The sequence below is a fragment of the Paraburkholderia phymatum genome (assembly GCF_038900715.1).
In the GTDB taxonomy this organism is placed as follows: Bacteria; Pseudomonadota; Gammaproteobacteria; order Burkholderiales; family Burkholderiaceae; genus Paraburkholderia; species Paraburkholderia phymatum_A.
Genome location: NZ_JAYMRZ010000012.1, coordinates 43,488 through 60,570, shown reverse-complemented (window position 1 = coordinate 60,570; position 17,083 = coordinate 43,488). Strand labels below are relative to the sequence as shown.

Annotated in this window: 16 protein-coding genes; 11 read left to right on the top strand and 5 right to left on the bottom strand. The window is 61.6% G+C overall.

The window, feature by feature from the left end:
- The first annotated feature begins 2 nt into the window (after window positions 1–2).
- The 7 genes from VSR68_RS21920 (at window position 3) to VSR68_RS21890 (ending at window position 5,160) form a co-directional block, all read left to right on the top strand.
- Complete coding sequence (locus tag VSR68_RS21920; RefSeq protein WP_342941842.1) at window positions 3–317, top strand: zf-TFIIB domain-containing protein; 315 nt, start codon at window positions 3–5, stop codon at window positions 315–317.
- 287 nt (window positions 318–604) lie between these two features.
- Window positions 605–910 carry an acylphosphatase gene (locus VSR68_RS21915; protein ID WP_342941841.1) on the top strand — a complete coding sequence of 102 codons (306 nt, stop codon included), beginning with the start codon at window positions 605–607 and terminating at the stop codon, window positions 908–910.
- Window positions 911–1,036: 126 nt separating this feature from the next.
- A complete protein-coding gene (locus VSR68_RS21910; RefSeq protein WP_342941840.1) occupies window positions 1,037–2,047 on the top strand; it encodes a hypothetical protein in 1,011 nt (336 codons plus the stop codon).
- 33 nt (window positions 2,048–2,080) lie between these two features.
- The gene (locus VSR68_RS21905) at window positions 2,081–2,311 is read left to right on the top strand and encodes a hypothetical protein (protein WP_342941839.1); all 231 of its coding nucleotides are present in this window, start codon (window positions 2,081–2,083) and stop codon (window positions 2,309–2,311) included.
- A gap of 204 nt (window positions 2,312–2,515) precedes the next feature.
- Window positions 2,516–2,773, top strand: coding sequence for an RNA-binding protein (locus VSR68_RS21900; protein WP_342941838.1), 258 nt, complete (start codon window positions 2,516–2,518; stop codon window positions 2,771–2,773).
- Window positions 2,774–2,931: 158 nt separating this feature from the next.
- Window positions 2,932–3,798 (top strand): polyphosphate kinase 2, encoded by an 867-nt coding sequence (gene ppk2, locus VSR68_RS21895; RefSeq protein WP_342941837.1) that lies wholly within the window; start codon window positions 2,932–2,934, stop codon window positions 3,796–3,798.
- Window positions 3,799–3,813: 15 nt separating this feature from the next.
- Window positions 3,814–5,160, top strand: coding sequence for a TAXI family TRAP transporter solute-binding subunit (locus VSR68_RS21890; protein WP_342941836.1), 1,347 nt, complete (start codon window positions 3,814–3,816; stop codon window positions 5,158–5,160).
- A 12-nt stretch (window positions 5,161–5,172) separates the two neighbouring features.
- Here the strand turns inward: VSR68_RS21890 and VSR68_RS21885 are convergent, their stop codons facing one another.
- The 4 genes from VSR68_RS21885 to VSR68_RS21870 all read right to left on the bottom strand — a co-directional run bounded on the left by VSR68_RS21885 (window position 5,173) and on the right by VSR68_RS21870 (window position 11,436).
- Complete coding sequence (locus VSR68_RS21885) at window positions 5,173–5,772, bottom strand: recombinase family protein (RefSeq protein WP_342941835.1); 600 nt, start codon at window positions 5,770–5,772, stop codon at window positions 5,173–5,175.
- Between the two features lie 43 nt (window positions 5,773–5,815).
- Window positions 5,816–6,385, bottom strand: a complete 570-nt coding sequence (locus VSR68_RS21880; protein ID WP_342941834.1) for a hypothetical protein — start codon at window positions 6,383–6,385, stop codon at window positions 5,816–5,818.
- 77 nt (window positions 6,386–6,462) lie between these two features.
- Window positions 6,463–10,545 carry a CheR family methyltransferase gene (locus tag VSR68_RS21875; RefSeq protein WP_342941833.1) on the bottom strand — a complete coding sequence of 1,361 codons (4,083 nt, stop codon included), beginning with the start codon at window positions 10,543–10,545 and terminating at the stop codon, window positions 6,463–6,465.
- 273 nt (window positions 10,546–10,818) lie between these two features.
- Complete coding sequence (locus VSR68_RS21870) at window positions 10,819–11,436, bottom strand: chemotaxis protein CheB (RefSeq protein WP_428983552.1); 618 nt, start codon at window positions 11,434–11,436, stop codon at window positions 10,819–10,821.
- A gap of 239 nt (window positions 11,437–11,675) precedes the next feature.
- On the opposite strand from VSR68_RS21870, the gene VSR68_RS21865 reads away from it, so the two are divergent.
- The 3 genes from VSR68_RS21865 to VSR68_RS21855 all read left to right on the top strand — a co-directional run bounded on the left by VSR68_RS21865 (window position 11,676) and on the right by VSR68_RS21855 (window position 15,958).
- A complete protein-coding gene (locus VSR68_RS21865) occupies window positions 11,676–12,131 on the top strand; it encodes a hypothetical protein (RefSeq protein WP_342941831.1) in 456 nt (151 codons plus the stop codon).
- Between the two features lie 609 nt (window positions 12,132–12,740).
- Window positions 12,741–14,045 (top strand): FAD-binding oxidoreductase, encoded by a 1,305-nt coding sequence (locus tag VSR68_RS21860; RefSeq protein ID WP_342941830.1) that lies wholly within the window; start codon window positions 12,741–12,743, stop codon window positions 14,043–14,045.
- 662 nt (window positions 14,046–14,707) lie between these two features.
- Window positions 14,708–15,958 carry a phosphatidylserine decarboxylase family protein gene (locus VSR68_RS21855; RefSeq protein WP_342941829.1) on the top strand — a complete coding sequence of 417 codons (1,251 nt, stop codon included), beginning with the start codon at window positions 14,708–14,710 and terminating at the stop codon, window positions 15,956–15,958.
- Between the two features lie 111 nt (window positions 15,959–16,069).
- On the opposite strand, the gene VSR68_RS21850 is transcribed toward VSR68_RS21855, so the two are convergent.
- The gene (locus VSR68_RS21850) at window positions 16,070–16,264 is read right to left on the bottom strand and encodes a hypothetical protein (protein ID WP_342941828.1); all 195 of its coding nucleotides are present in this window, start codon (window positions 16,262–16,264) and stop codon (window positions 16,070–16,072) included.
- Between the two features lie 425 nt (window positions 16,265–16,689).
- On the opposite strand from VSR68_RS21850, the gene VSR68_RS21845 reads away from it, so the two are divergent.
- Window positions 16,690–17,064, top strand: coding sequence for a phage holin family protein (locus VSR68_RS21845; RefSeq protein WP_342941827.1), 375 nt, complete (start codon window positions 16,690–16,692; stop codon window positions 17,062–17,064).
- Window positions 17,065–17,083: the final 19 nt, after the last annotated feature.

Genomic DNA, 17,083 nt, shown 5'->3' with positions numbered 1-17,083 from the left:
CAATGAAATGCCCCGTTTGCAAGACCCCCGATCTGCTGATGACCGAGCGGCAGAACATCGAAATCGATTATTGCCCGACGTGCCGCGGCGTATGGCTAGACCGCGGCGAACTCGACAAGCTGATCGGCCAGATGCAGGACGCGCCGGAGCCGCAGCGCGCGGATGCAGAGCGTGAGCGTCATGCGCGCTACAGCGACCGCGATGCGCGGCATGAACAGGAGTGGGGCCGGCGTCATGACGCGCACGACGACCATCGCAAGCATTACGATGCGCGCCGCAAGAAGAAGTCGCTGTTCGATATGTTCGATTTCGATTGAACGTGGTCGGCGTTGCGCCGCACTGCATCAGGCGCAATGCCGACGATGCGCTTGAACGCCCGGCTGAACGCCGCATCGGAATTGTGGCCGAGCCTCGCCGCGCGTTCCGTCAGCGATGCATCTGTTGCCTGTAGTTGTGTGAGCGCAGAAGAGGCAAAGGCCATGTGATACGTATTCGCTCGCGACGAAAATTGAATCGGCCTATTGCTAACGCCACGGCGTGACATACGATCCACACATAGAGTGTTCGATATGGTCGCGGCAGATCTTGTCGGTGGAGAGCGGGGATGGCGGGCGATTTCGATGGCGAAGTAGCGACGCTGCTCGTGAGAGTAACGGGCACGGTTCAGGGCGTGGGCTACAGGGCGGCGTGCGTGCGACAGGCGGCCCTGCTCGGTGTCGCGGGCTGGGTGCGCAACCGGATGGACGGCTCCGTCGAAGCGCTGCTCCAGGGCGCGCCGGAGCAGGTGCGCGAGATGTGCGACTGGATGATCGACGGCATGCCCGCGGCGCTCGTCGACAAAATGGAAGTCGAAGAACTTGCGCCGCCTTTTACGCGGTTCGATGCGTTCAGGCAGATTGCCGATGCTTAAATGCTGAAAGCCGCGCTTTACCTTACGAGCGGAAATGCACGACACCGTTGACCGTGATCGCCCGCTGCGCATTCCCACGCGCCGTAGACTATGTTTGATGATGCCTGGCCTTCGGAGAATTCGGCAATGGGTCTATTGCGCTGGCTGTTCAATCGCGAGCGAGTCCACGTTTCAGTGGCCGACGCCGCGCGTATCGATGAAGCGGTCGAGCGCATTCTCGCCATTCATCCACGGCTGAAACTGGCGAGCCATTACCGGCGTCGCCTGAAACGGCCTGTCGCAGCAACGCTCCAGTACGTAGACGAGCTGATCGCCTCGCTGCCCGCGACGCTCGATGCCAATGCCGCTGCGTGGTCCAGCAATCCCTGTCTGCGCGCGTTCTTTGCGACGCCGGAAGACATCGCGCGCGCGTTTGGCCGCTCCGAAGCGGTGCGCACCTTTTTCGAGCAGAACCCCGATGCAGTGGATGTTCACGGAACGCTCGGGATGGCCTTGAACGAGCGTCATGTGCTCGGCGTCGCGATGGAGGGCGACACGTTGCGCCATGACGTCGTGCAAACCACGTTGTCGTTCAGCGATCATCGCGTGAGGATATGCGGGCGCACGGAACCCGAGTTGCGTGAGGAACTGGTGCGGCGGCTGATCGACCAGATGGCGCTGGAAGGGCTTTCCCAACTCGCGACCGATCGTGCGGAACGCCTCGCTCGGGGGCGCGAGCTGATGCAGGAGCGCGTCGCTTTGCTGCATCGGCAGGGCACGGGTATTCGGGCCGTCGTCGGCGGCGACGGCGCAACGCCGGACGAACTCAGCCGCGTGCAGGCGCAGATCGCGGAGAACGCGGACAGCCTTGCGGCGCTCAGAGTGCCGACGCAAACCATCGAGCTCGACTTGAAGGGCGTGTGCGAAGTGCTGAGCAAGCCATCGGAGCACGTCTACGTCAAGACGCGGCACATTCGCATCGACATGATGAACGTGATCCAGAAGGCAAACGTGCAAGGCGCGCGCGAAATCGAATTTCACTTTGCGCGTATTCCCGGTCCGAGGCCGGAGACGCGGGCCTTTGCACTGGTCCGCTTTAGCCGCTCGGATTTGCCGCCGGGTGGATTGAATATCGACGCGACGATGCGCGCCCTATAAGATTCAATTCAAAAGCAGGCAGCGGAGAAGACCATGAACCGATTCGATCTGGTTGTACGGGCAGTCGCGGCAAGTGGCACCGTTTCGTTTGCCGTCTTGTTTGCTGCGGCGCCCGTCGCCGTCGCTCAACCGGCCGCAACGAAACAGATGCAGGACGCGCAGCGCAAGGCTGAGCAAAAGGCGCGCGAAGCAAGGAAGCAAGCCGGGCAACAGCAGGCTGAGCCTCAGAAGCAAGAGAAAGATAAGCCAGCTTCCGCGCCTTGAAAAATAGCGCGTTGCAATTTTCGATTTTATCGCTGTCGCCATTTCGCATTTCGCAGCATCGATTCATCTTTCTGAGCGGACGCAATGCGTTTTCGGGCAGGTATTTGCCACACGCGAGTGCACAATGAATATATTGAGTGTGTGTCGGGTCGTGCGGCGCATGGTCGAGGTGTTGAGCCGACTGTCCAAAAGGAGAAAGTCGCTATGGCTGAACTATGGGTAGGCAATGTCGAAGACAGCACGACGGATGAGGAAATCAAGACCTTTCTTTGCCACTACGGGTTTCCGCCTTTCGATACGATTCAGCGCGTCGAAGGAACGGGCGAACATCCTGCTGTCGTGCTCGGTTTCAACGACATAGCATCACACGTGCTGCAAAGTCTGCAGCCGCGCGTACACAACATGTTCTGGAAAAGCCGCACGCTGGTGGTGCAGGTCGTACCGGCGCGCGACGAGACCTGAAGACGTTCCGGGCGCACGGCATCGCGTAGGGCCGCTCCTGCGGGCGGCATCGCGTCTGCATCGCGGACGGCCGTGCAAACGGCTTCGACGGCGATTGCGGCGCCTTCGTCAACAACCAGTCAGCAACCATTTTGCGTGGCAGTCACGGGAGATCAACGATGGCTGAGATGAGGAATGACAAGACCAGGAATGACAGGAACGGCGCGAATGGCAAGCACGCGGAAAAAGCACTGGAAGCACTGACAGCGCACGGGCGCCTGAAGAACAACCAATACGAAAAAGAACTCGCGTTGCTTCACGTCGAACTGGTCAAGCTTCAGGAGTGGGTCGTGCAAACGGGCGCGAAAGTGTGCGTGATCTTCGAAGGGCGCGACAGTGCAGGCAAGGGCGGAACGATCAAGGCGATCACCGAGCGCGTGAGTCCGCGTGTTTTTCGGGTCATCGCGCTGCCCGCGCCGACCGACCGCGAGAAGACGCAGATGTATATCCAGCGCTACCTTCCGCATTTGCCGGCTGCCGGCGAAATCGTTCTTTTCGACCGGAGCTGGTACAACCGCGCAGGCGTAGAGCGTGTAATGGGCTTTTGCACGGAAGAGCAGGTCGAGCACTTCTTCAAGGCGGTGCCGCTCATCGAGAACGCAATCATCGGCTCGGGCATCATTCTTCTGAAGTACTGGCTGGAAGTCAGCGAGGAGGAGCAGACGCGCCGGCTCCAGGCGCGTATCACCGACGAGCGCAAGACATGGAAACTCACGCCGATGGACTTGCGCTCGTATAGCCGCTGGTATGACTATTCTCGCGCGCGGGACGACATGTTCGACGCCACCGATACCGAGCAGGCACCCTGGCACGTCGTGCGATCGGACGACAAGAAACGCGCGCGCCTGAACCTGATCACGCATCTGCTGAACAGCATTCCGTACAAGACGATGCCGCGCGAGAAAGTGAAATTGCCGAAGCGGCAAAAGTCCGAAGGTTATCGGGAATCGAACCGGCCACTTCGATACGTTCCCGAAAAGTACTGAAACCCGACAGGGACGATGCGAAGGGACAACCCAGCGCTCTATCGTAGCCAGAAGACGCCCGTCACGCCGCGGCGCCGGCGTCTTCTGATCCTTGGCGCGATCGCCGTGCTGACCGCGCTGGGCTGGGTGCTGTTTACGATCATCGAGCCGGCATTTCAGACGCGAATCGTCATCACGACAGGCGCGGACAAAGGCATTTATCGCGGCTTTGCCGACCGGTATGCGCCAATCCTCAAACGCGACGGCGTCACGCTCGATATACGCAGTTCTTCAGGCTCCGTCGAAAACTATCAGCGGCTGAGAGATCCCCATAGCGAGTACCAGGTGGGCTTTATTCAATCGGGCACCACCACGCCGCAGGAAACGGACGGCTTGCAGACGATCGCGGCAGTTTCGTATGAACCGATCTGGGTGTTCTATCGCGGCGACGCCGTCGTCAACCGACTCGTGCAACTGCGCGGCAAGCGGATCGGCATCGGCGTGCCCGGCAGCGGGCTCCTGCATGTGTCGCTCGTGTTGCTCGGCTATAGCGGGATCGATCGCGACAATACGCAACTGGTCGAAACCGATGCGGAGAAAGCGTATCGCTGTCTCGAAGACGGCTGTCTCGATGCCGCATTCTTTATCGGCAGACCAGATGCGTCGATGCAGCAAACGCTGCTGAACAGCGACCTGAAACTAATGAGTTTTGCCCAGGCGGACGCACTGGTGCAGAAGTTCCCGTCGCTTTCGAAGGTGACGTTCCCGCGCGGTTCGACCAGCATCGTGAATGACCGCCCGCAAAGCGATGTCACATTGCTGGCCGCGACGGCGCTGCTCGTCGCTAAAGACACGTTGCATCCGGCACTCGTTTATCTGCTGCTGGATGCCGCGAAGACCGTTCACTCGGGCGAAGACTATTTCACGCCGCTCGGCGCGTTTCCAAATCTGAATACCGACGAGTTTCCGCTTTCCAGCGAAAGCGAGCGCTATTTCAAATCGGGGCGTCCCTTTCTTCAGCGCTATCTTCCGTTCTGGCTCGCGAGCTTTATCGAAAGACGGCTGCTGATTCTTTTGCCATTCATGGCGGTGCTCATCGGCGTCGTACAGGCATTGCCGCGAATGGTCGAGACGCGGATAAAGAACCGCTTTATCGTCTGGTATCGCGCGCTCAAATCGTTGGAAGACGAAATATGGAAAACTGCGCAGCCGTCGAATGATCTCGTTGCGCAATGGCGTCAGGAAATCGAGAACATCGACGCGCAGGCAAGCCAGATACGCGTGCCGACACGTTATCTGCACGATGTCTATGCACTCAAGCAGGCCATCAGTGTCGTGCGTCAACGCATCGCGATGGCGGCGGCGAAGCTGAACGAGCGGTAGTCCAGCAGTAGTTCAGCGCTGCGTAGCCGCCTGCGCGGAAGACGCGTCGCGTATACGCATGATGGTTTGACGCGAGGTGCCGAACTTGCGCGCGACCTCGCTGACGGACAACCCCTTGTCGAGCGAGCGCATGACGCGCGCCCTGTCGGTGCGCGAGAGCGACGCGGGGCGGCCGGTATGCCGTCCGCTTTCCTGTGCGGATTGGAGGCCTTTCCTGCTTCGCTGGCTTCTCGTCGCGATCTCCATCTGCACGATGGCGCGCAGCGTTCTGACGGCTTGCGGTTCGGGCTGGCCCGTCAGATCCACGCTGCCGAGCTCGACGCATCGCACGGATACCTTCGCGCCGCGGCATCGCGTCAGTGTCGCGAGTACATCTCGTGCACTGCATCCGAGCGCGGAGAGCTTCAGCACCACGAGCAAGTCATCGCGAGCGATGCGTCTAAGCAGAACATTTAGTTGTGGCCGGTCTGCGGCGGGAAAGTACTGCGGCACGTCGTCGACGGCGACGCGATTGAGTGCGACGGTATAGCCGGCCTTGTCGATCTGGATCAGCTCGCGTTCCGGAGTGTGGCTGTCGCTCGCGCCGTTGATATAGAAGTACGTTTGTCGCAAGTGTCGTCTCCGGGGAAGCGTGGAAGGGCGATGCGTGCCGCTGTCAGGTCTCGAACAGGATGGCCTGAACGATCGTATCGATCGAAGCCGGCTTGACGAGGACGGTATCGAAGCCGATGTACTCGTTATGCTCAAGCCCTTCCGGCACCATCGCGATGATGCGGATCGACGGGGCCGTTCTGAGTTTGCCGATCGCCAGCACGCTGGCCTTGTCGAGCTTTCTTTCCACGTCGACGAGAACGGCCGTAGCAGGTCCATGCGAGGCCGCATCCGAGAGGCGCTCCGTCGGCAGCACGGTTGTCTTGAATCCTCGCAGGCGCAACAGCAGCGCAATGGACTCGCCGACGTGCGCGTTGGCGTGAACGATCGCAATGCTCTTGCCCGCGTACTGCGCCGGGCTCTCGACGATTGCGGCGCTACGCAACACCGCTTCGCAGCTCAGCCACAACAGCCGCGCTTCCTCATAGGCGTGCAGCGCGGTCTGCTTCGTCGATTCGTCTGCGAGCGGATTGGCGGAAAGCGCCCGGACGCGCGCATCCGCTGCCTCCAGTCGCCTGACCGCTTCGTCGAACTGAGCCTTCGCGTTGTTGCCGAGATTGTCGAAACTGTCCATGATTTCCCGCTTCGCTTCCATCGCCCGGTGTTTCTTCAAAGCTCACGGCACTCGCGTCGGTCGTGCTGACGCACGCTCTATTTGCGCAGACGCGAGAAAACAGTGAGCAGATCTTCCAGCATCACCGGCTTCTTCATGTGAGCATCGAAGCCCGCATTTTCTGCCTCGCTAACATCGTCCTCCTCGCCAAAGCCGCTGAGCGCAATGCAGATCACGGATTTCATCGACGGCTCCTCTCGCAGCTTGCCGACGAATTCGAGTCCGCTCATGCCCGGCATGCCGATGTCGGACAGCACGACGTCGGGCACGTGGCCGTCGAGCATCGTCAATGCCTCTTCGCCGCTCGTGGCCGTCCGGACGACGGCGCCCTCGCTTTCCAGAAGAAGCTTGAACGTTTCAACCGTTGCTGCGTCGTCGTCGACCATCAGGATCTGCAGGCCTTGCAGCGACTGGAGCGCGCCGCCGCTGTCCGCGTTCACGTGCGCGAGCGATCCGTGTGTCGGAAGCGTGACCGTGAACGTCGCGCCTTTGCCGACGCCCTCCGATTCCGCTCGCACGGAGCCGCCGTGCAGGTTCACGAGGTCCCTGACGAGCGCGAGCCCGATGCCGAGCCCGGCGCGGCGCGTGGTGGGGTCGCGGCTCTGCTGGAACATGTCGAAGATATGCGGCAGCAGCGCAGGCTCGATGCCGCTGCCCGTATCGGACACGCGAAGCACGGCCTCCGTATGTTCGTTGACCTCCAGCGACACATTCACCGAACCGCGACTAGTGAACTTCAACGCATTGCTGATCAGGTTCCAGACGATCTGTTCGATGCGCGTGAGATCCGCGTGAATGATGACGGGCGTCTCCGTCATCGAGACATTGAGCGCGAGGCCGCGGTGTTTCGCATCGTCCTGCACGGCATTGCTCACGCGCTGCACGATCTCGCGCATGTCGACGGCCGTGCGTACCACGGACAGCTTGCCCGTGCGCACGCGCGAAATGTCGAGCAGATCGTCGATGATCTGCGCCTGGCCTATCACCGTGCGCCGGATCGTATCGGTCGCGCGCGAGAGATTGAGGCTTTGCCGCGTTTCCGGTGCGCGCGCAATCAGTTCCGCGCTCGCCGAGATCAGGTTGAGGGGATGCTTGAGTTCGTGCGAGACGACCGCGAGAAATTCATCGCGCCGCCGTTGCGCGTCTCGCTCGCTGGCGTCGCGAACCGTCTGGATCTGCGCGCCGCGGCCTGCCGTCTTCGTGTCGACGGCCTCGCCGAGATCGCGGGCGATCTTCGCAAACCCGCTCACGCCGGGCTCGTCCAGGCGCGACAGCACGCCGCTCGCAAAGAAGCGCGAGCCGTCCTTGCGCGTGTGCCAACGTTCCTCATTGGTGCGGCCATGCAAGCGCGCCTCCTCGAACTCCCGCTGGGCAACGTTGCCGGCGCGGTCTTCCTCGGTCGAAAGAACGTCGGCGGACTGGCCGATCATTTCCGCTTCCGTGTAGCCGAAGATCCGTTCCGCGCCCGCGTTCCAGCTGGTGATGATGCCGTCGTCGTCGAACGTGATGATCGCGTAGTCCTTCGTGCCGTCGGCCACGATGCGCATCCGGCGTTCGCCTTCGCGCAGCCGGTCTTCCGCCTGACGGCGGCCCGTGATGTCGATGAACGACAGCACCGCGCCGTCGATGCGGTCCTCCGTCGTGCGATACGGCACGAAGCGCGCGAGATACCAGCGGCCGTCGTTGCTCTTCAGCTCGCGCTCGATGAGGCGCAGCGAGTCGAATGCTTCGGCCGCATCGTCGGCGAGCTTGTCGTATTCGAGCCGGTGCGTGATGTCGAGCAGCGAGCGGCCGATATCCGAAGGAATGATGCTGAACACGTCCGTCGCGCGCGGCGTATAGCGCTTGATGCAGATATTGCGGTCGACGAAGATCGTGCCGATATCGTTTGCCGCGATCAGGTTCTGCAAGTCGTCGTTGATCTTGCCGGTTTCCTCGACCTTCGATTTCAGCTCGGCGTTCACCGTCGTCAGCTCTTCGTTGATCGACTGCAGTTCTTCCTTGCTGGTTTCGAGTTCTTCCGTCGCCGAACGCAACTCTTCGTTGATCGCCTGCAACTCTTCGTTCGAGGCCTTCAGTTCTTCCGTCGATGTTTCCGATTGCTCGATGGTCGATTGAAGCTGTTCTTTCGTGCGCTGCAATTCGCGTTCGAGCTGGGTGATGATCGGGTCCTTCTGCGCATCGGCCGACGACGTCTCCGCGCCGCCCATGCTGTCCTCGACTTCATCGAACAGCACCAGCACGAAGTCCGCATTCGCTTCCGCATCGTGCACGGGGCGCGCCGTCATGTTGACGAAATACGAACGCCCGTCGCGCTCGATCCGCACGCGCCGCGCTTCGACGCTTCGATTCGTGTGCAGGGCCTGATAGATCGCGGTGCGCAGCTCGAGCCGCAGTTCGGGACGCACGACGGCGACGATGTTGTGCGACGGCTCGCCGCCCGAATACTGCAAGAAGCGGCCCGCGCGATCGGACAGATGCACGATCTCCGAGTCGCGGCTGACGAGCACGCTAGGCGGCGCATATTGCTCGACGAGCCGCTGATGCAGGTCGCCGAACGAAAAGCGGCGGCGTCCCGGCGGCTGCACCGTGGCGACGACAGGGCGCGTGCTCATCGTCCCGGAGATCGCGACGGGCACGGGCGTGTCGCCGCGCACGGCCATGTTCGCGCGGTAGATGCGGTTGCGCTTGTCGACGACGCTGAACATCGAGCTGACGCTGTCGGCGGACTCAGAGCTGCCGAGAAAGAGCACGCCGCCCGGACGCAGCGCGAAGTGGAACATCCTGAGGATTTCCATTTGCGCCTCGCGATCCAGATAGATCAGCAGATTGCGGCAGCAGATCAGATCGAGCCGGGAGAAGGGCGGATCGCTCAGCACGTTGTGATGCGCGAACAGCATGTGCTCGCGCAATTCCTTCTTCACACGATAATGCGCGGCGTCCTTCGAAAAGAACTGGCGCACGCGGGCGGGCGTCACGTCGGCGAGAATCGAGTCGGGATAGAGACCGGCGCGCGCGAAGGAAATCGCGCGCTCGTCGATGTCGGTTGCGAACACCTGGAACGAGATGCCCTCCGAGGACTTCAGCGAGCGCTCCTGCAACAGCATCGCGAGCGAATACGCTTCTTCGCCCGTCGCGCAGCCGACCGACCACACGCGAATGCGATCCTGCTCGCCGCGTCCTTCGAAAAGCGGCGGCAGCACTTCGCGCTCCAGCACGTCGAACGCCTCCTTGTCGCGGAAGAAGTTCGTGACGCTGATCAGCATGTCCTGCAACAGCGCCTGCGTTTCTTCGGGATGCAGATGCAGATGGTCGCGATACGCCTGCAGATCGACGATGCCGTTGACCTGCAGCCGGCGTTCGATCCGGCGCAACACCGTCGCCCGCTTGTAATGGCGGAAATCGTGCGCGGTGCGCGTGCGCAGGATGATCATGATTTCGCGCAATGCGCGCTCGGCCGTCTCATTCGACGGATCGCTTACGCGCTCTTCGCTTTCGACGACAGGTAGATGAATTTCCCGCGCCGTCGACCACAGATCCATCAGCCGTTGCGGCATCTCGGCGCCTGTCAGCACGAAATCGACCATGCCCGTGGCGATCGCGCTTCGCGGCATGCTGTCGTATTCGGCTTCCGACGGGTCTTGCGCGAGCGTGATGCCGCCCATTTCCTTGACTCTCGACAGCCCGACGGAACCATCGGAACCCGCGCCGGACATCACGATGCCGATCGCGCGTTCGCGATGGGCTTCCGCGAGCGTGCGGAAAAACAGATCGATGGCGGCCCTGCGTCCATCCTGCGGCCGGTTGGGCGCGACGCGCAGGAAGTCGTCGACCATGGTCAGTTCGAGCGAAGGCGCGATCAGATACACGTGATCGGGCTGAATGGGCGTCGCGCTCGTCACCTCCGCCACGGGCATGTCGGTCGCCTTCTGGAGCAGCGATCCCAGGTTGCTTTCGTGATCGGGCGCGAGATGGACGACCACCACGAACGCCATCGAGGTATGCGCCGGCAACGCTTCGAAGAATTCCAGCAGTGCACCCAATCCACCCGCCGACGCGCCGATACCGACGATCGGATAGTTTGCCTGGCTCGGTATGGTCTGTGCCCGTCTCTTAGGCATGGCTGCGTGTCCTGTTCGAAGAATGATAGTGCGCCCGAGACCCGGTCCGGGCGGCAATGCGGACCTCTCCCGCATTGCATCTACGCAAACTACTATTATCCCTCTGGAACATAGACTGCAAAAGTCCTGCCGTCATTCTGCGCCGCGTTGGGGTCGTCCGCGTTTGGATCGTTCTTTTATGCCTTTGGGCGCCGTATCACCGAAGTCGGCCGGAATGCTCGCGAAATGCTCCGAAGCCCCGGAATACCCTCGGGAATACCCGCTACGCGCGCCTCATCGCGATCTCGTTGCCCTGCGGCCCCGCGCGCCGGCGGGCGTCCTGTCGGTGTCCCGCACGCGAGGTGCGGTCGCGTCGCGTTCGAGGGCGTCGCGCGGCGCGGCCTCGTCCGTGGTGCGCGCGTCGCGTCTGCCGTCGATGAGTTCGATCAGCCGGCGCGGAAGGCCGGCGAGAGGCAGGATGTCGTCCGCGAAGGGCGAAGCATGCAACGGCATGCCTCTCGCGAACGCGTCTGCGGGGTCCTGGACAATCGTCGCGCCGCCGCACGTCTGAATCGCTTCGAGGCCGGCCGCGCCGTCGTCCAGCAGGCCCGTCAGGATCACGCCGATCACACGCGGGCCCATCTCGGCGGCAGCGCTGCGAAAGAGCGGGTCGATGGCGGGCCGTGCAAAATTTTCCTTCGCGCCATGTACGAGCCGCAACCGGCTGCCTTCGACAATCAGGTGCTGATCGGGCGGCGCCACGTAGATTCTGCCGCACACGTATGTTTCGCCGTCCGCGGCATGGACGGCGTGCAGCGGTCCGGCCATGTTCAAAAGCGCGGGGAGGATGCTGCCGTGGGTGCCTACGTGCAGCACGATCGCGATGGCCGCCCGCAGGTCGTGCGGAAGCATGGACACTACGGCGCGAAGCGCATCGACCCCGCCCGATGACGTACCTATTGCAATAAAGTCCCGGCGGGTCAAGGTCGCTCCCGTATGCTCAATTAGTTCTTTCTAGCAATTGCTGTGCCGCTCGGTGCACGCGGTTGTGCTGGAGACGGGGCCGTTATCGGGAGCGGCACATGGACTATGCGTATACTTTTGATGCCCGGCTATAATCGCGCTCGAATGTGAACTGAGAAGACTGACACGTGAAAAAGATCGCCGCCTTCGCACTCGTCGCGCTTGCACTCGCTGGTTGCTCGTCCCCGGAAAAGCAGCAGAAGCAGGCCCAGGAGTTCATCCATAACGAAACCAGCCTCACCGATGCCCAGCGCAATGCGGTGGTCGACTGCGCACCGGCTCAGTGCGACGCGGCGTGGGCCGAGACCAAGCGCTATATCCAGCAGCACTCCGACACGCCCGTGACACGCGCGGATGCCGTCGCAATCGAAACCGACGTGCCCTACGATTCGGGCAAGGCCGCGTTCTCCGCGACGCGCGTCGCGAAAATCGATGGCGCGACGCTCACGCTCTTTGCGCAATGCCGTGGAATGTACGGGCCGGATAAGGCAAAGGGCGAAGACTACGACGAGTGCGCCGAGAAGATCCTCAAGACGCAGAACGGCTATGTGGCGTTTCTGAGGACGCACGCGTCGGGTCAGTAAGCCGTCATCGTCGCCAGTACGGTATTGCTTGCTGTAGCTGAACGACGCCCACTCCCGGCGGCGTCGGCGCCGTTCGAGCCACCCCGGATCGCGCGCTGCCATTGCGCTGCCGCGCTCCGGCTATGGTCGAGGGCGGTTGCTCATGTCACGCCTGTCTCCGCAGGCACACGCAGTCTGCCGCGCCGGTTGGCAATCCTCAAGCGAAGGCGGCCTGACGGGCCGCGCGCGTTCGGGGCGTCGACGTTCTCATCGATGCGCGGCGCTTGCGCTGTTATTCGATTTCACGCATGAGGAACTGCGCCTGATCCGCCTTCCAATGGCGGTATTTTTTTGCCTGATCGATCGCGGCCGACCCGAATGACGACCGGTTTGCGCGGTTTGCGATATGGATTGCATCGTCGGCACGCGCGATGCTCGCTTGTGAATGCACGCACGCGATATCGAAGGACGGCAGATGAAACAGGCATCGACACTCGCACGCCTCGACGGGCGTCTGCTCATACGGGCAACGGATGCCGCCGCGCAACCGGACCGCTCTCCACGAAGAGAACGTCGACGCCTCGAACCCTTGGCAGTTCCTGAACTCTCGCGTTGACTGACGAGGCCGCTGTGCTACTGCAAAGAGAATCCGCCGTCATCGAAAAGTCCTGGTACGAAGCGAGTGTGGAGCGCCAACCCGCGTGCGATGCGCTCGAATGCGAAGTGACAGCCGATGCATGCGTCGTCGGCGGCGGCTATGCGGGTTTGTCCTGCGCGCTGGAATTGGCGCAGCGCGGCTTTCAGGTCGTGCTGCTGGAGGCGTTTCGTGTGGGGTGGGGCGCATCGGGGCGCAATGGCGGCCAGGCGATTGTCGGGTTCGGCGCGCAAGGCGAATGCGCGATCGAAAAGCAGTCCAGCGCGGAAGACGCGCGCCGCGCGTGGGACATTTCCGTCGAAGGGTTGTCCCTGTTGCAGGAACGCATCGAGCGCTTCGGGATGAAATGCGACTACAGCCGTGGCCACATGACCGTCGCGATCCGCAAACGCAAATGCCGCGAGTTGCTGGAATATGCCGAGCATGTGCAGCGAGCGTACCGTTATCCGTTGCAATGGATCGATCGCGGCGATATGAGCCGATGGATCAGTAGCGATCGTTTCTTCGCGGGCGCGTTCGATCCGTTCTCGGGACATCTGCATCCGTTGAAGTATTGCCTCGCGCTCGCCGACGCCGCCCGAACGACAGGTGTGCGTATCTTCGAGCGTTCGCCCGCGTTCCGGCTCGAGCGAGGCGACACCGCCGTCGTCAAGGCAGGCACGGGGCAGGTCGCGTGCCGCTTCGTGGTCCTCGCCGGCAATGTCTATCTCGGCGAATTCGGCGATAGACTCGCGCCCGAGATCTCGTCGCGGATCATGCCCGTCGGCAGCTATATGGTCGCGACGCAGCCAATGGAAAGTTCGCGCGCGAATTCGCTTATTGGGCAGCGCGCGGCCGTATCGGACAACAACTTCGCGCTCAACTATTTCCGTGTGAGCGCGGATGACCGTTTGCTTTTCGGCGGGCGCGAAACGTACAACGCAAAAACGCCCCATGATCTCGTCGAACGGATGCGGCAGCGCATGCTCGGCGTGTTTCCGCAACTGGATGATTTGCGGATCGATTACGCGTGGGGCGGGTTCGTCGACGTCACGTTGAACCGCGCGCCGCATCTGGGACGCCTCGGAAGCAACGTGTATTTCATGCAAGGCTTTTCGGGCCACGGACTCGTGTTCTCCGGCATGGCAGGCAAGCTCGTCGCCGAAGCGATCGCAGGGCAGGCGGGTCGCTTCGACGTTTTTGCGCGGATTCGGCATGGGCCTTTTCCGGGCGGCCGTTTCTTTCGCTCGCCGGCAGTGCTGCTCGGCACGCTCTACTACCGGTTACGCGACGTGCTTTAAGAAGCGTCGGCGTTTATCGGCGGTATCGAACGTTATTAACGTCATATTGTTTTAATACCCGTGATGTGTCGATGTCCGGACGCTGAAGCCGGATGGCGCCGGCAGTGCCGGGATCATCAAGTTGTCCGATAGGCATCTATTACGTACAGCTTCGCCATATTGGATTTATGCGCGATCGTGTGTACGCTGATATCAGCAGATCGGCACCCTCGCTGCTCTGTGGCGGCGGACGGAGAGAGCCCTCCGTACCCGCCTATGACGGCGGCCAGCGTTGACCAGGCGTTGGCCGCCGATTTTTTTTGTCATCGCGCGCGGTGGAGCGCGCGTTTTTGTTTCCCGGCGCCGCAATTCATCCGGTTTGCGTGAATTCACGTGAAAGCATGTGCGCCGGACCACAAAGAACCGGTGACTGCTAAAAAAAGATATATACAGTTTCTCCGTCACGATGCCTGGACCTGGCAATACCATTCATGCGCGGCTCGATCGTCGCTCAGCAATAGGCTCGCACTCGTCATCCGCGAAAAGTACATAGCGGTCCTGTCTACAGGAAGAGCCTTGCGCCCGGCGCAATATTCCCTGAATTAGGCATGCTTGATGCTCGCCACTACCCGTGCGCGTGCTGCGCGACTTCGTGCAACGATCGACACAAGGAGCATTTGCCCATGAATGGCGGCAACAAGGGAGCACTCATCGAGCGACGCAGACTCGGCGGCTGGATGCCGGAGAAAGAGCAGATCGCCGCGGCGTTCCGCCAGGACCTCGCAGCGAAAGCGCGCGAACGCGCATCGCGGACGCCGCTGTCGAGCGTCGTGCGCGACCTTGCGCAACTGGTTCACGGCGATGCAGTGCTGCGGATGAACATCTCGCGCGCAATCGGCGAGGCGCTGGAGGCCGGCTATGTACTCGGCTATCGCTCGACCGACGAACTGTTCCCGATCATCGATTACATCACGACGTATGTGCCGCCCTTCAGCGAGACAGCGCCCGTGATGACGCCGCTCAACGCGGTGCTCGACTGGCTCATGTGCATGCCTTCCGGCTATGCGGCCTTTCGCGATCCCGCGTTCAATGCGCAGCTTCGGCGCGTGCTGACGTACTGGTGCAGTTTCCTGACGGGCCCGCACTCGCGCTCGCATCTGAACGCGGACGAACGGGATGGCTGGTTCTGCGAGAGGGCGCAGCAGAAGATGGGGCTCTCGCAGTTTGTCTGCTCGCCGGGCGCGCCATACTGGGGCTTTTCATCGTGGAACGACTTTTTTACCCGGCGTTTTCGCGAGGGCGTGCGCCCCATCGCCGAACCGGATAATCACAAGATCATCGTGAGCGCATGCGAAGCATCGCCTTTCAACATACGCACGGACATCAAGGAAACGGACGAATTCTGGATCAAGGAGCAGCCGTATTCATTGGTCGACATGCTCACGGAAGGCGAGCGCGAACTGGCGCGGCGCTTTGTCGGCGGCTCGATCTATCAGGGTTATCTCAGCGCATTCAACTATCACCGCTGGCATGCGCCCGTTGCCGGGCGCGTGGTCAATGCGTACAACGTAGACGGCACTTACTATTCGGACGCAGAGGCGGAAGGCGAAGATCCGGGCGGCCTCAACGACTCGCAAGGCTACACGACAGCGGTAGCGGCGCGCGCCATCATCGTGATCGACGCCGACGACGCTTCGATAGGCGAGATGGCGTGCGTGTTCGTCGGCATGGCCGAGGTTTCTTCGTGCCAGGTCACGGTACGGCCGGGACAGCATGTCTCCAAGGGCGATGAACTCGGCTTCTTCCAGTATGGCGGCAGCACCTTCTGCATGTTGTTTCGCGCGGACGTCATCGGGACGTTTTGCCCGAAACCCCCTTATCACGACGACGTGCCACCGCTGCACGTGAATGCGCATCTGGCAACGGCACGCTAGCGCGGCTCGTTCGTCGAAGGCGCGGCCGTCACCAACGCGCGTGCATGAAAAACGTTCGATCGCCGCCGCGTCATCGACGCGAGCCGCTACGGGTGATCGATCTTCCGGTTGTCAATCGTTATCCCACTGCCCGTGACGCTCGTGGCCTCTGTGCCAGCCATTGCCATGCCACTGGCCATAGCCGTAGACGGGTGGCGCCTGATAGATGATGGGCGGCGGCGCCGACTGGTAAGTACCCTGCGGTCCGTAGGTGCCGGGAGCGTTATAGGCGGGCTGGTTGATGACCGACGGCGGAGGCGTAGCCACTGGCCCCGGAACACCGAGACCATGATAGACACCAACGTTCCCTTGGGCAGAAGCCGACACGGGTGTACAGACGGCCACTGCAACTGCAAAAAATAGAGAGATCGAGTACTTCATGATCAACGTCCTTTTCAACTTGCTTCTGGCGCGCGAGTTCTGCCAAACAAAACTGTAAGGCAACGGTTTACAGAATAGTCGCCGCTGATGCGGGGAAGTGAAACCGTTGCCGCTCAACTTGTAACGGTCAGTAACTCGGGAGATCCGACACTTTGTGTGTCCCATATCGTTCGGCCGCCGGTTTCGCACGCGCGGCGAGTCCGCATACGGGGCACAAATCGTGCACTACGTTTTGTCCAGGCACGCGCCGCCGAACACAGCACGCCCCGGCACGTGAATCACCTGAAAGAGAAACAACAAGGGACAGCACGATGTCGATTCATTCCGCAGTCACCCGCTGGCGCAATGTCAGCTATTTTTGCGCGAGACGCGTCGCCGATTACGGTGAACTGTTCTCGATCGAACTGCAGCAGACTCGCAGAAGCCTCGTCCGCGAAGTGATCGCATTCGTGGCGCTTGCCGTCGCCGGACTGTTCACGCTGTCGTTCTTTTCCATCGCCATCATCGCGAGCGCGTGGGGTACGCCGTATTTCCTCGCTGTCGTCTGGGGCGTGGCGGGTGCATGGTTATTGCTGTCGCTCATTTCGTTCGCCGTGCTGCGCATGCAGGACCCCGGGCGCCCGTTTCGGGTGCTCGAAGAAGAAGTGCGCCGCGATCTCGAAACGATCAGGGAGTCGCTGAAATGACGGGACAAACGCATTCGGC

Excerpts from the sequence above, each read along its gene's own strand:
- VSR68_RS21920 (WP_342941842.1), top strand. The coding sequence starts at position 3 with ATGAAATGCCCCGTTTGCAAGACCCCCGATCTGCTGATGACCGAGCGG.
- VSR68_RS21915 (WP_342941841.1), top strand. The coding sequence starts at position 605 with ATGGCGGGCGATTTCGATGGCGAAGTAGCGACGCTGCTCGTGAGAGTA.
- VSR68_RS21910 (WP_342941840.1), top strand. The coding sequence starts at position 1,037 with ATGGGTCTATTGCGCTGGCTGTTCAATCGCGAGCGAGTCCACGTTTCA.
- VSR68_RS21905 (WP_342941839.1), top strand. The coding sequence starts at position 2,081 with ATGAACCGATTCGATCTGGTTGTACGGGCAGTCGCGGCAAGTGGCACC.
- VSR68_RS21900 (WP_342941838.1), top strand. The coding sequence starts at position 2,516 with ATGGCTGAACTATGGGTAGGCAATGTCGAAGACAGCACGACGGATGAG.
- ppk2 (WP_342941837.1), top strand. The coding sequence starts at position 2,932 with ATGGCTGAGATGAGGAATGACAAGACCAGGAATGACAGGAACGGCGCG.
- VSR68_RS21890 (WP_342941836.1), top strand. The coding sequence starts at position 3,814 with ATGCGAAGGGACAACCCAGCGCTCTATCGTAGCCAGAAGACGCCCGTC.
- VSR68_RS21880 (WP_342941834.1), bottom strand. The coding sequence starts at position 6,385 with ATGGACAGTTTCGACAATCTCGGCAACAACGCGAAGGCTCAGTTCGAC.
- VSR68_RS21875 (WP_342941833.1), bottom strand. The coding sequence starts at position 10,545 with ATGCCTAAGAGACGGGCACAGACCATACCGAGCCAGGCAAACTATCCG.
- VSR68_RS21870 (WP_428983552.1), bottom strand. The coding sequence starts at position 11,436 with ATGCTTCCGCACGACCTGCGGGCGGCCATCGCGATCGTGCTGCACGTA.
- VSR68_RS21855 (WP_342941829.1), top strand. The coding sequence starts at position 14,708 with ATGAATGGCGGCAACAAGGGAGCACTCATCGAGCGACGCAGACTCGGC.
- VSR68_RS21845 (WP_342941827.1), top strand. The coding sequence starts at position 16,690 with ATGTCGATTCATTCCGCAGTCACCCGCTGGCGCAATGTCAGCTATTTT.